This is a genomic window from Bifidobacterium sp. LH_449, from assembly GCF_056356755.1.
In genome coordinates this window covers 99,529-112,613 of record NZ_JBKEUV010000002.1, presented here as the reverse complement: position 1 = coordinate 112,613, position 13,085 = coordinate 99,529, and the positions used below count along the sequence as shown (strand labels likewise).

At 61.4% G+C, this 13,085-nt stretch carries 9 protein-coding genes; 1 reads left to right on the top strand and 8 read right to left on the bottom strand.

The window, feature by feature from the left end; all coding sequences use genetic code 11:
* Positions 1–84: 84 nt before the first annotated feature.
* From AC1AX7_RS02270 to glgA, 4 genes are all read right to left on the bottom strand, one after another.
* Positions 85–1,140 (bottom strand): tRNA (adenine-N1)-methyltransferase, encoded by a 1,056-nt coding sequence (locus AC1AX7_RS02270; RefSeq protein ID WP_476508493.1) that lies wholly within the window; start codon positions 1,138–1,140, stop codon positions 85–87.
* Between the two features lie 126 nt (positions 1,141–1,266).
* Positions 1,267–1,500 (bottom strand): hypothetical protein, encoded by a 234-nt coding sequence (locus AC1AX7_RS02265; protein WP_476508492.1) that lies wholly within the window; start codon positions 1,498–1,500, stop codon positions 1,267–1,269.
* A gap of 130 nt (positions 1,501–1,630) precedes the next feature.
* Positions 1,631–2,539, bottom strand: coding sequence for an ABC transporter ATP-binding protein (locus AC1AX7_RS02260; RefSeq protein WP_476508491.1), 909 nt, complete (start codon positions 2,537–2,539; stop codon positions 1,631–1,633).
* A gap of 195 nt (positions 2,540–2,734) precedes the next feature.
* A complete protein-coding gene (gene glgA, locus AC1AX7_RS02255; protein ID WP_476508490.1) occupies positions 2,735–3,982 on the bottom strand; it encodes a glycogen synthase in 1,248 nt (415 codons plus the stop codon).
* 378 nt (positions 3,983–4,360) lie between these two features.
* Between glgA and AC1AX7_RS02250 the strand changes: the two genes are divergently transcribed.
* On the top strand, positions 4,361–4,786 hold the full coding sequence (locus AC1AX7_RS02250; protein WP_476508489.1) for a hypothetical protein: 426 nt from the start codon (positions 4,361–4,363) through the stop codon (positions 4,784–4,786).
* On the opposite strand, the gene AC1AX7_RS02245 is transcribed toward AC1AX7_RS02250, so the two are convergent.
* The 4 genes from AC1AX7_RS02245 to hemW form a co-directional block, all read right to left on the bottom strand.
* Positions 4,765–5,226 (bottom strand): tripartite tricarboxylate transporter TctB family protein, encoded by a 462-nt coding sequence (locus tag AC1AX7_RS02245; protein WP_476508488.1) that lies wholly within the window; start codon positions 5,224–5,226, stop codon positions 4,765–4,767. The genes AC1AX7_RS02250 and AC1AX7_RS02245 overlap by 22 nt on opposite strands.
* 167 nt (positions 5,227–5,393) lie before the next feature.
* Complete coding sequence (locus AC1AX7_RS02240) at positions 5,394–6,926, bottom strand: glutamate synthase subunit beta (RefSeq protein WP_476508487.1); 1,533 nt, start codon at positions 6,924–6,926, stop codon at positions 5,394–5,396.
* Positions 6,927–6,928: 2 nt separating this feature from the next.
* Positions 6,929–11,494 carry a glutamate synthase large subunit gene (gene gltB / locus AC1AX7_RS02235; RefSeq protein WP_476508486.1) on the bottom strand — a complete coding sequence of 1,522 codons (4,566 nt, stop codon included), beginning with the start codon at positions 11,492–11,494 and terminating at the stop codon, positions 6,929–6,931.
* A 157-nt stretch (positions 11,495–11,651) separates the two neighbouring features.
* Positions 11,652–12,899, bottom strand: a complete 1,248-nt coding sequence (gene hemW, locus AC1AX7_RS02230; protein ID WP_476508485.1) for a radical SAM family heme chaperone HemW — start codon at positions 12,897–12,899, stop codon at positions 11,652–11,654.
* Between the last annotated feature and the right edge of the window lie 186 nt (positions 12,900–13,085).

The window sequence follows — 13,085 nt, the reverse complement described above, 5'->3', positions numbered from 1 at the left end:
CCCGGCGAGGATTCCATCCGGCCCGCGAAGCTTCGCCCGTCATCCGGAAAGACGCCCTCGGAACGTTCGGGCGACCAAACATGTTCACTCGTCAAGCGCGCACACCTGCTTGTCCAGATCGCGCAGCACCTTGCGCAGCTTACGGTCGGAGATATCACGCAGCTCCAGCTCCTCCAGCTGCTCCGCGCGCTCCTCGGCGGTCAGCGAATCGACATCGGTCACCGTGTCCTTCGTCGCACGGTCGCGCTTGCGCAGTGCCGTGTAGCCCTCGGCCATCGCACGGCTGACCACAAGGAAGCCGGTATGGCCGATCATCTGATGATCGGGACGAATCGCCAGCCCCTGCGCCTTCCAATTGCGTTCCATCGTCTCCTGGATCTCAGGCTCGGTCCAGCAGCCGGCTTCACGCAACGCCTCCGCCAGACGGCTGATCTGCGTGGTCGTCGTCACGTAAGCGATCAGCACGCCGCCCGGCGCGATCACACGATACGCCTGCTCAAGGCGATTCCAAGGATCCAACATGTCAAGCATGATGCGGTCGAACGAATGCTCCGGCAGCGTCGCGGCAACGGAATCGAAATCACCCGTCAGCAGATCCCACCATTGCGGGCGGGCGCCGTAATACAATGTCGCATTCGCTTCGGCCACGCGCGCGAATTCGCTGCGCATCTCGATCGTCGTCAAATGGCCGCTCCGTCCTACGGCATCCAACAGGTTCAGGCTCATCGCGCCCGAACCCGCGCCGGATTCCAGTACGCGCATGCCGGAACGGATGTCGCCAAGCTGAATCACCTGCGCGATGTCCTTCGGATACATGATCTGCGCGCCACGCGGCATCGACAGCACATAATCGGCCATACGCGGACGCATCACCGCATACTCCCAACCGCCGATCGCGCGCGTGCCCTTCCACGGCTTGTTCGCATCGCGTTCGGGATGCTGCTGGTTGACCTGCGCCTCACGTTTCGCGGTGACCGTGACCACGACCACGCCTTCGGTCCGGCCGATCACATCGTCATGCAGGATCAGACCATGCGACGTCTGCGTGGAACCGCCCGCAACCAGCTGATCGGTGATCTTGTTGGATTTACGGTCGGTGAACTGCACTTTCTCACCAGCCTGCAGCGGTCCTCGACGCATGATCCTCCTTTTCGTAATCCCTGACGTTCTGCCGAAGAATTGTTCTCAACCAAATCCATGACGTTACACTGCCGCGCCATCGAGCAGCGAACAGCCAAATGGAGTCTATCAGACGGCTGTACTGATTCAGCCGCCTTGCCTGCTGATGCCGCCCTTATGCCCTGTGGCTTTGAAAGGCATCGATCGTGATGGCTTGCCGTTCGGACGCTTTCTGGAAGAAGCGATCATATCGTTCTCCGCGCCTTTTTCGCGCTGAAGATTACGTTTGCCTGCCGTGGCGGATGAGGCTTGTTCGGGACCGATGCCAATTCCCTTGGCCTGCAACGCACGCGCCCATTTATTATCCGTTGTATCTGTCATGGCAATATCCGTAGTATTTCGTCGGCGGGGTCTGTGGATAAGGGGATGCCGGGGATGCGGCGGCTTGGAGTGGAAAATCAACGTTTTGATCATGCAAGGTCGCAGGACGGCAGGCAAGCCGAATTTGAGGTCACACGGCGTAGGCGGCCCAGCGGCCGTGGGAGCGTTGGACTTCGATCGGCATGCCGAACAGGCCGGAAAGACGCTCGTCGGTCAGGCCGTCCTCAAGGGAGCCGGAGTAGATGATGGTGCCGGCGGAAGGATCACCCATCGCGTCGATGCCGTCCGCGGTCGCGTCTTCCGCGGAAACCGGCATGCGGCCCATGATGGCGATATGGTCGAATCCTTCGGGGATCTCCTCCAGGCGATGTGTCACCAATACCACGGCACGCTGCGAATCCTCTCTTCCGATGCGGCTCAGCGTACGCATCACCTGCTCGCGGCCGCCCAGATCAAGACCGGTGGTCGGTTCGTCCATGATCAGCAGCTCCGGATCGCCCATCAATGCGCGGGCGATCAGCACGCGCGTGCGTTCGCCTTCCGACAGGCGCCACATCTGCTTGCCTTCAAGATAGCCGACATGGAAATCGTGCAGCAATTGGCGGGCGCGGGCGTAATCGGCTTCGGAATACGTGTCCTGCCAACGGCCCGTCACTGCGCTCAGACCGGTGACCACGGCATCCAGCGGATCTTCGAAATCCGGGAATTGACGACCCAAATCGGCCGAGGCCAGGCCGATGCGCGTGCGCAGCTTGAACACGTCATATTTGCCGAGCTGGTGTCCGAGCACGAAAACGCGCCCTTCAGACGGGAACGTACGCGTGGACAGCATGCCCACGGCCGTGGATTTGCCGATGCCGTTCGGCCCGAACAGCACCCATCGTTCGCCCGCGCGAATGGTGAGATTCACATCGGTGATGATGACACGCCTGTTGCGACGGAATTCTACATTGTCAAGCTGCAGGACGATGCGGTCGGATGCCGTCTGTTCGCCAGCGGCCTGCCCACATGTTGCCTGTTCGGAATCCTTTTGCGTCATGGTTGTGATTCTAATGATGCGAAGCCGTTTGGATGCCACTGCGTCTCACACTGTCTGCATCATGTGCGGACGAAGCCGCGGATGCGGCGGAAAACAGCCGTATCACGATGACCGGTATGGCGCATACGGCAAAGCGGCGCCCGAATCATCGGGAACGCCGCTTTACCGCTTGCCGCAGCTGGCTTTTACCGCTTTCTACTGCTTCCGCTCGGCCAGCACGTCCTCGTAGACCTTGACGGTCTTGTCGGCGATGGATTCCCAGCTGAACTTGTCGCGTGCGCGCTCGTAACCGGCCTGCCCCATCTTCCTGGCCAGTTCCGGATCGGCCATGATCCTGTTGATCGCGTCTGCCATGTCATGCACGAACTTGTCCGGATCGGTCGGAGTGCCCGTGCCGTCATGCAGCTGGTCAATCGGCACCAGATAGCCGGTTTCGCCGTCGACGACGACTTCCGGAATGCCGCCGGTGGCGGAAGCGACGACCGGCAGGCCGCAGGCCATTGCTTCAAGATTGACGATGCCGAGCGGCTCGTAGATGCTCGGGCAGATGAAAGCGTCGCAGCCATGTTCGAGAGCGTTCAGTTCCGGCTTCGGAAGCATCTCCTCGATCCAGATGATGTTGCCGCGCTCCTCGTCGAGCCTGGCGAATGCGCTCTTGACCTCCTCCATGATTTCCGGAGTGTCCGGCGCGCCCGCGCACAGCACGACCTGGATGCCCGGATCGACGAAATGCAGCGCCTGCAGCAGATACGGCAGGCCCTTCTGACGGGTGATGCGGCCGACGAACAGCAGCGTGGGCTTGCTGCGGTCGATGTTGTAGCGTTCGAACACCTTCCAGCCCGGATCGTCGTCGGCAGGGGTCGCGAAATCAGACAACGTGATGCCGTTGTGCACGACGACGACCTTCTTCGGGTCGATGTTCGGATAGGCGGAGAGAATGTCCTCACGCATGCCCGCGGATACCGCGATCACGCGATCGGCATGCTCATAGGCGTCCTTTTCGGCCCAGGAGCTCAGCTCATAGCCGCCGCCAAGCTGTTCGCGCTTCCACGGGCGGAAGGGCTCCAGGGAATGCGCGGTGATGACCAGCGGCGTGCCATGCAGCATCTTGGCCAGATAGCCGGCCAGGCAGGCGTACCAGGTGTGGGCGTGAATGACATCCGCATCGACATCGTTGGCGATCTGCAGATCCACACCGAAGGTCTTCAAAGCGGCGTTCGCGTCCTTCAATTCGGCCGGAGTGTCATAGCCGACCAGCTTGAGCGAGCCCTTCGGACCTTCGCCCGGAATGGCGGGCACGTCGGCTTCGGTACGGGGGCCGTCGAATGCGCGCACGGTAACGTCGACGCGTTCGGCCAGCACCTTGGAAAGCTCTTCGGCATGCACGCCGGCGCCGCCATAGACTTTCGGCGGATATTCACGGGTCAGAATGTCAACTTTCATGATTTCGCTCCTCCACGAGTCAAATGCGAACAGTCGAATCATCCTCCACTTTAGACTGTGGAATGCCTGTCGCCGTGCTTTTGGCGGTCGTGTCACGCCGAATCATGCATTTACCATTGTCATCCATGTACGGCGCGACGAAGAGCGAACTTTCCGACGGCATCATCCGGCGATTGCCGGCCGAGGCTTTCCCAGGACGCCATGCGCAAGGGATCATGGCATTGAACGGCGGTACGTTCAACGCCGCCTACAGCGTCACCTTGGACGATGGTTCCGCACATGTTCTGAAAATCGCTCCCGCGGCGTCGACGCAGGTCATGACGTGCGAGACGAACATCATGACCTGCGGAAGTACAGGCCATACGTCTTGCCTCGACCTTGGATGCCGGCGCCGTCCCGATTCCGAGCGTGGAGCATCATGACGATCCGCGTGGAATCATCGACGCCCCGTATCCGTTCATGTCGAAGGTGCCGGGCATGCCGCTTGGCGTCGCCCGCAACGAACAGCGGATCGACGACGTCGCATATGCGCGGGTGCAATACGATCTTGGCGTCATGAACCGTCGCATCAACGCCATTGCCAATGGTAGATTCGGCTATTCGGCAATGCCGGAGACTCAGGGCACGCAGTGGCATGACGTATTCGCGACGATGCTCGGCATGGTCTTGCGTGACGGCGGCCCGCCATACCGTAGCGCAAAGGGACGCCCAAAAACAAATCTTCGCTGCGTCGCGTCATATGGGGCGGCGCAGCGAAGGGGAACCGGAGATCATGGAATCCGTCAGACGGCGGTGCCGTTCTGATCGAGATTCGGATTATGCTTCGAATTGCCTGCAGTGAAGAACAGGCTGAGCACGCCGACGATGAAGACGACGGACACGGTGACGATCAGCCAGATCGGATGGCTCGGCAGCCACATCACCACGAAGAACGCGATGACGGAGATGGCGATCAGCAGCCAGCTGACCAGACGGAACCACTGACGGACGGAATGCGGCGCCTTGAACATCTTCGGATTCGTGTAATCCGGATTCACGGTCAGCAGGGTTTCGGTCTCCTCGATCTTGCCGCCGCTCGGCTTCCACGGGCCGTCCGTGCCTTCCTGCAGACGGCGGGACTTCTCCTGCAGCGCATATTCATCGATCATGCCGGCCCTGGCGCGGCCGCGCGTCTGATCATACTGCTGCGGCACTCCCCTGCGGCTGTCACGCGCGGCCTTGCGACGTTCTGCACGATTCGGCATCGCTCTACTCCTTCATATATGAATCGACGGATGACACTGGGCAATACTGTACCCCAATGTCATCCGTCGATACGTTTCAATCGCCGAAATCACAGTCGGTTTGCGGTTATTTTTGCGATTAGGATGCAGGTCGCACGCAAATCAGATCGCCATCGGATCGGCGCACGTCATCGCGGCAACGCCATCGGACGCTGCGAAGCGACGATCGGCGCGGGCAATTCCGTGTTGCCGGACAGGTAACGGTCCACCGCGGCCGCACAGGAGCGTCCTTCGGCGATGGCCCACACCACGAGGCTCTGGCCGCGTCCGGCATCGCCGGCCACGAATACGCCATCCTGGGATGAAGCGTAATCGTCGTCGCGCGCCACATTGCCACGGCCGTCCAACTCCACCGGCAGCTGGTCGACCAGCGTAGTGGTGTCGGGATGCAGGAAACCGACGGAAATGAGCACAAGATCGGCCGGAATGATCCGCTCCGTACCCGGCTGTCGCGTGAATGGGCCGTTCTCGCCCGGAGCCACGTTCACGATCTTCAGTCCGGTCACATGGCCGCGCTCGTCGGCGACGAAACCCGCGGCGGTGGCGCTGTTTTCCACGGTCACTCGCTCGTCATGCCCATCGTCGCCGACGAAGTTGATGGAATCCGTGTTGTACAGGTATTCGCCGCCTTCGGCCATCGACGTGGTCTTCTGGTAGAGGCGGGCGAAAGTCGGCCATGGCTGGTTGTCCGGGCGCTCCGACGGCTCCTTCGGCATGATCTGCAGCACGGTCACGCTTTTTGCTCCCTGGCGCAAGGCGGTGCCCAGGCAGTCGGAGCCGGTGTCGCCGCCGCCGATGACGACGACATGCTTGCCTTCGGCGGTGATGTCGTTGACGGGCTTCACTCCGTACACGCGTCGTGTGGCGTCCGGCAGGTATTCCATCGCGAAATGGATGCCGTCCAATTCGCGGCCGGGCAGGTTCATGTCGCGTGGCACGGTGGAGCCGATGGCCACGACCACGGCGTCATATCGTGAGCGCAGATCGTCCCAGCTGATATCGCGGCCGATCTCCACGCCGGCACGGAAGCGGGTGCCTTCCGCCTTCATCTGCTCGATGCGGCGGTCCAGCAGGCGCTTGTCGAGCTTGAAATTCGGAATGCCGTAGCGCATCAGGCCGCCGATCGCATCGTCACGTTCGTAGACGACGACCGTGTGTCCGGCGCGGGTCAGTTGCTGCGCGCAGGCGAGGCCGGCGGGGCCGGAACCCACGACGGCGACGGTCTGATCGGTGAGTCGCTGCGGCGGCAACGGCTTGACGTAATCCAAATCCCACGCCTGGTCGATGATCGTGCATTCGTCGTTCTTGATCATCGTCGGCGGCTGGAAGATGCCGAGCACGCAGGCCGATTCGCACAAGGCCGGGCAGATGCGGCCGGTGACTTCCGGGAAATTATTCGTTTCGGAGAGCCTGTTGTAGGCGTCCTCCCACTGCTCCTGACGGACTAGGTCGTTGAATTCCGGGATGATGTTGCCCAACGGGCAGCCGGTCATGCAGAACGGCGTACCGCAGTCCATGCATCGTGCGGCCTGCTGCTTGGTCCACGGCTGCACGCCGGACTCGGCATGCACGTCGAACCAGTCCCTGATGCGCTCCTCGACCGGGCGTTCGGCCAGCTCCTGACGGGTGCGGACTTTCAGAAATCCTCTCGGGTCACCCATGTTCACACTCCTTGCATTACCTGCTCGTACACCTGTTCCCAGACGCCGGGCGTATTGAAATCGATATCGTTCTTCTCGGCCTCGCTCATCGCATCGGTCATCGCGACGAACTGCTTGGGCACGATATGGGTGAAACGCTTGACGTTCTCATCCCAGTCGGACAGCAGGTCGGCGGCGAATGCGGAGCCGGTCTCTTCGGCGTGGCGCTTGACAAGATCATGCACGATCGGCTCGGCCGCTTCGTCGAGCGCTTCGAAGCGCAGCGAGTGCTCCGCCGCTTCCGGATTGACCTTGGCCTTGTCGAGGTCAAGCATGTAGACGTGGCCGCCGGAGAAGCCCGCGCCGAAATTGCGGCCGGTCGGGCCGAGCACGACGACGGTGCCGCCGGTCATGTATTCGCAGCCGTGGTCGCCGACGCCTTCCACCACGAAGGTGGCGCCGCCGTTACGCACGGCGAAGCGTTCGCCCGCACGGCCCGCCACGAACATTTCGCCGGAGGTCGCGCCGAAGCCGGTCACATTGCCTGCGATGACGTTCGTGTGCGGATCGAAGGCGACGCCGTCTTCCGCGCGCACGACCATGCGGCCACCGGAAAGGCCCTTGCCTGCGTAATCGTTGACTTCGCCGTACACGCGCATCGTCTCGCCGCGCGGAATGAACGCGCCGATGGACTGGCCGCCGGAACCGTGCAGCGTCATGTCGATCGTGTCATCCGGCAAGCCTTCAGCGCCGTAACGCTTCGTGATCTCATAGCCGACCATCGTGCCGAGCGTACGGTTCACATTGCGGATCGGCATTTCGATGCGTACCGGCTCGCGGTTTTCAAGCGCTGGCCTGGCCATATCGATCAGCTGATTGTCGAGCGCCTTGTCCAGCTCATGGTTCTGCTCTTCCGTATTGTGCAGAATCGTTCCCGGAACCGGGCCCGGCTGCATCAGCACGTTGCTCAGGTCGATGCCGTCGGACTTCCAGCGGCGGATCGCCTCGTTCTGGTCAAGGCATTCGACGTGGCCGACGGCCTCCTCCAGCGTGCGGAAGCCGAGCTGGGCGAGCAGTTCGCGCACTTCCTCGGCGATGAACATGAAGAAGTTGATCACATGCTCCGGCTTGCCGCGGAAGCGTGCGCGCAATTCCGGATCCTGGGTGGCGATGCCCTGCGGGCAGGTGTTCTTCTGGCAGGCGCGCATCATGACGCAGCCTTCGACGATCAATGCGGCGGTGGCGAAACCGAATTCTTCGGCGCCCAGCAATGCCGCGATCATCACGTCGCGGCCGGTCTTCAATTCGCCGTCGCACTGCACGACGATGCGGGAACGCAGGCCGTTGAGGATCAGCGTCTGCTGCGTTTCGCTCAGACCGATCTCCCACGGGGTGCCGGCATGCTTGATGGCGTTGAGCGGAGCCGCGCCGGTGCCGCCGTCATAGCCGGAGATCAGCACGACGTCGGCATGGCATTTCGCCACGCCTGCGGCGATGGTGCCGACGCCGAATTCGGAGACGAGCTTGACATGGACACGCGCCTTCGGATTGGCCATCTTCGCGTCGTTGATCAGCTGCTTCAGATCCTCGATGGAGTAGATGTCATGATGCGGCGGCGGGGAGATCAGTTCCACGCCGGGCGTCGCATGACGGACCTTGGCGATCCATGGCGGGACCTTCGCGCCCGGCAGATGGCCGCCTTCGCCGGGCTTCGCGCCCTGGGCGAGCTTGATCTGCAGATCGGTGGCGTGCACCAGATAATCGCTGGTGACGCCGAAGCGCGCCGATGCGATCTGCTTGATGCGGCTGACGCGCTCCGGATCGTTGATGCGGTCGTCGGATTCGCCGCCTTCGCCGGAATTGGAGCGCGCGCCGATGCGATTCATCGCGATGGCGAGCGTCTCATGCGCTTCCTGCGAAATCGAACCGTAGCTCATCGCGCCGGTGGAAAAACGCTTGACGATTTCGCTGGCCGGCTCCACTTCGCTGATGTCGATCGGCTTGCGGGTCTGATTGAACTTCATCAGGCCGCGCAGCGTCATCAAACGGTTCGACGTGTCGTTGATATGCGCCGAATACTTCTTGAACATGCCGTAATCGCCGCGCTGGGTCGACTGCTGCAGCAGGAAGATGGCTTCCGGATCGTTGAGATGGTCTTCGCCGGTGCGACGCCACTTGTAGTCGCCGCCGGTCTCCAGATTGCGATGCGGGCGTGCGGTCCACTGGTTCGGGTAGGCGACGCGATGGCGGATGGCCACTTCTTCGGCGATTTCGTCAAGGCCGACGCCGCCGACGCGTGACGTGGTGCCGGTGAAGTACCGGTCGATGACGTCCTTATTCAGGCCGACCGCTTCGAACAGCTGCGCGCCACGATAGCTCATGATGGTCGAAACGCCCATCTTGCTCATGATCTTGAGCACGCCGGTGGAAAGCGCCCGCGTCAGATTCTTCACCGCGGTCGCGCCGTCCACCTTCAGGTAGCCTTCGGCCGCCAGATTCTCCACGGATTCGAATGCCAGATACGGGTTGACCGCCGCCGCTCCATAGGCGATCAGCAGTGCGACATGATGGATTTCGCGCACGTCGCCGGCCTCCACGACCATCGAGATCTGCGTGCGCGTGTGGCGGCGCAGCAGATGATGCTGCACCGCGGAGGTCAGCAGCAACGATGGGATCGGGCCCCACGTATGATTCGAATCACGGTCGGACAGCACGAGGAAATTCTTGCCGCCGGCGATGGCTTCGTCGATTTCGGCGAAGATCTCCTCCAGTCGTTCCGCCAGCGCCTTGCCGCCGCCGGCCACCTGATACAGGCCTTTGACGACATACGGCTTGTAGTAGCCGCCAAGGATCTTCGCGCGGTCGAGACGCTTCAGCTGCGCCATCTCTTCGGAATTGACGACCGGCAACGGGATGAGGATCTTCTTGGCATGCAGTTCGCCGTCTTCCAGCAGATTCGGCTCCGGGCCGATCGCGGATTCCAGGCAGGTGACGATCTCTTCGCGTTCCCAGTCGAGCGGCGGATTGGTGACCTGGGCGAATTTCTGCGTGAAATAGTCGAACAGCATGCGGCTGCGATTCGACAGGGCCGCCAAAGGCGCGTCGTTGCCCATCGAACCGAGCGGCTCCTTGCCGGTGTCGGCCATCGGGGCGAGCAACAGCTTCAGGTCCTCTTCCGTATAGCCGAACGCACGCTGGCGACGCTGCACGGACTGGCCGGAATGGCTCACATGCTCGCGGGCTGGCAGCTCGCTCAGCTCGACGCTGTTGCCTTCGATCCACTGGCGGTACGGATGCTGGGAGGCCAGCGTCTTCTTGATCTCCTCGTCGGAGATCATGCGGCCTTCGGCGGTGTCGACCAGGAACATCTTGCCCGGTTCCAGACGGCCTTTGGCAACGATATGGTCTTCGCCGACCTGCGGCAGCACGCCGGTTTCCGAAGCGAGCACCACCGTGCCGTCGTCGGTCAGCTGCCAACGACCGGGACGGAAGCCGTTGCGGTCAAGCAATGCGCCGACCTGCGTGCCATCGGTGAAGATGATGTGCGCCGGGCCGTCCCACGGCTCGATCAGCGTGTTGTTGTACTCATAGAACGCGCGGATGTCCGGATCGAGTTCGGTGTTCTTCTCCCACGCCGGCGGCAGCATCATCGAAATCGCATGCGGCAGCGAGCGGCCGGACAGATGCAGCAGCTCCAGGCATTCGTCGAATGTGCCCGAATCGGAATAGCCGGGAGTATCGATCGGCAGCAGCGGCTTCAGCTCGCCGAGCAGCGTCGAGCTGAGCTTGCCTTCGCGTGCGGACAGCCAGTTGCGGTTGCCTTGGATGGTGTTGATTTCGCCGTTGTGCGCCAGCAGGCGGAACGGCTGGGCGAGCGGCCAGCTCGGGAACGTGTTCGTGGAGAAGCGTGAGTGCACGATTGCGATGCGCGCCTTCATGCGTTCATCGGAAAGGTCCAGGAAGAACGGCTGCAGCTGCATCGTGGTCAGCATGCCCTTATATGTGATCGTACGGCTTGACAGCGATGCGAAATACACGCCGACCTCATGTTCGACGCGCTTGCGCACGCGGAATGCCTTGCGGTCCAGTTCGATGCCGGCGAGATTGCCTTCCGGATCGGCCATGATCAGCGTCTTGAACGACGGCATCGAAGCCAGCGCCTGCAGGCCCAGGCCGTTCGGATTGGTCGGCACGACGCGCCATGCGAGCACGTCAAGGCCTTCTTCGCATGCGATCTTCGCAATGGCCTGCTCCTGCCGGCCGGAAGCGGCGATATCGCGGTCAAGGAATGCGATGCCGGCAATATACCGGCCTTCTTCCGGCAGTTCCACGCCGGCGGTGGCCCGCATGAACTCATCGGGCATGCTCATCAGGATGCCCGCGCCGTCGCCGGTGTTCTCCTCCGCGCCGACTGCGCCACGATGATTCAGATTGACAAGCACTTCAATGGCGTCGTCGATGATCTTTCGCTCCGCGCGCTTGTTGAGAGTCGTCACCATACCGACGCCGCAAGCGTCATGTTCAGCTCCGGGATCATATAATCCTTCGGATCTGTGTATCGTCAAATCAAGCGGAGCGTGGAAAGTCACCGAAACCACCCTTTTCTCATTTTGGCAGACGAAACTGCGGTTCTTTAACAATGCGTTCACAGGGTACGCCCGTGTATATAACAAGCATGTTTCATGTCCATATGACGGAGGCCCTATGCAATGCAATCCTTCATCACCAGATCAGGCGATCGTCTGATCACAGGCCGCACAGATCGAAGAAATCCTCAATGACGCTATCGTTAAGAAGACGGCCTTTGCGAGTGGGTATTACGCGGTCATCATTGATGGCGATCAGACCTGATTGCGTTAATCCATTAAGGAGAGACATATCGATGCCGGCGGTGATGCCGGCGGCGCGCATTGCGGAGCGGACGCGCTCCAATGGCAGGCCTTCACGAAGACGCAGTCCCAGCATGATCGTCTCTTCCAGATTCTCCGCAGCGGTGATCGATTCGCTATCCGCCCACGGTACATGGCCTTCGGAAATGGCGACGCCCCACAATCTCGGATGGGCGATATCCCAACTGCGCAATCCCGAGGATTCCGGCGACATTGGAACATGATCGGAATCCGCCTGTTGCGACTTCGCATAATGGCTGTGCGCGCCCGGACCGATTCCGGCCCAATCGACATTGCGCCAGTATCCCAGATTATGGCGGCTTTCATAGCCGGGACGGGCCCAATTGGACACTTCATACCATGTCAGGCCAGCTGCGGACAACATGTCATCCACAATCTCGTATTTTGCGGCTTCGTCGTCATCATCCGGCTTCGGCAGCACACCGGCGGCAATCTGGCGTCCCATCTTCGTGGTGGGTTCCACCGTCAGCGCATACGCGGAAATATGATTCACCTGCAAATCAATCGCCGCCTGCACGGAAGTGCGCCAATCGTCAAGGCTCTCCCCCGGCGCGCCATAGATCAAATCGACGCTGGAACGCAAACCCGCAGCATCGGCGGTGCGAACGCCCGCCTCGACATTCGCCGGCGTGTGCGTGCGATCCAACGTTTTCAACACATGCGGCACCGCCGATTGCATGCCGAATGAGATTCGCGTGAAGCCACCATCGGCAAGCTCCCGAATATAATCGGCATCCACCGTATCCGGATTCGCCTCCGTCGTGATCTCAGCACCATCAGCGATGCCCCAGATATCACGAATCGCCTGCAATATGGCATTCAAATCATGTGCGGGCAGAATCGTCGGCGTGCCTCCACCGAAGAACACCGTCTCCGCGGGCGGCTCGTCGATGCCATGACCCAACTGCCATTGACGCACCAACCGCATTTCACGAATCGCCATATTCGCATAATTGCCGCGGGATGCGCCGCCTCCCATATCAACGGCCGTATACGTGTTGAAATCGCAGTAGCCGCAGCGGCGCAGGCAGAACGGCACATGCACGTACACTTCAAAAGGATTCGGCGTCAAGGTGTCCTCCAAATGGCGTTCGATCGTGCGATTGCACGGCATTATGTTGATGTGATGATTCAGCGGTTGCGACGGCTGCGAATCCGAGATCCCGGAATCGGGACCGTCCTGCGGCGTCGCCTTGCGATATGCGGCCGTCCACAAAATATGCCGTCACCCGCTTGACGTGCCTCATACGGCGGGTGACGGCATCGAAAA

Excerpts from the sequence above, each read along its gene's own strand:
- AC1AX7_RS02270 (WP_476508493.1), bottom strand. The coding sequence starts at position 1,140 with ATGCGTCGAGGACCGCTGCAGGCTGGTGAGAAAGTGCAGTTCACCGAC.
- AC1AX7_RS02265 (WP_476508492.1), bottom strand. The coding sequence starts at position 1,500 with ATGACAGATACAACGGATAATAAATGGGCGCGTGCGTTGCAGGCCAAG.
- AC1AX7_RS02260 (WP_476508491.1), bottom strand. The coding sequence starts at position 2,539 with ATGACGCAAAAGGATTCCGAACAGGCAACATGTGGGCAGGCCGCTGGC.
- glgA (WP_476508490.1), bottom strand. The coding sequence starts at position 3,982 with ATGAAAGTTGACATTCTGACCCGTGAATATCCGCCGAAAGTCTATGGC.
- AC1AX7_RS02245 (WP_476508488.1), bottom strand. The coding sequence starts at position 5,226 with ATGCCGAATCGTGCAGAACGTCGCAAGGCCGCGCGTGACAGCCGCAGG.
- AC1AX7_RS02240 (WP_476508487.1), bottom strand. The coding sequence starts at position 6,926 with ATGGGTGACCCGAGAGGATTTCTGAAAGTCCGCACCCGTCAGGAGCTG.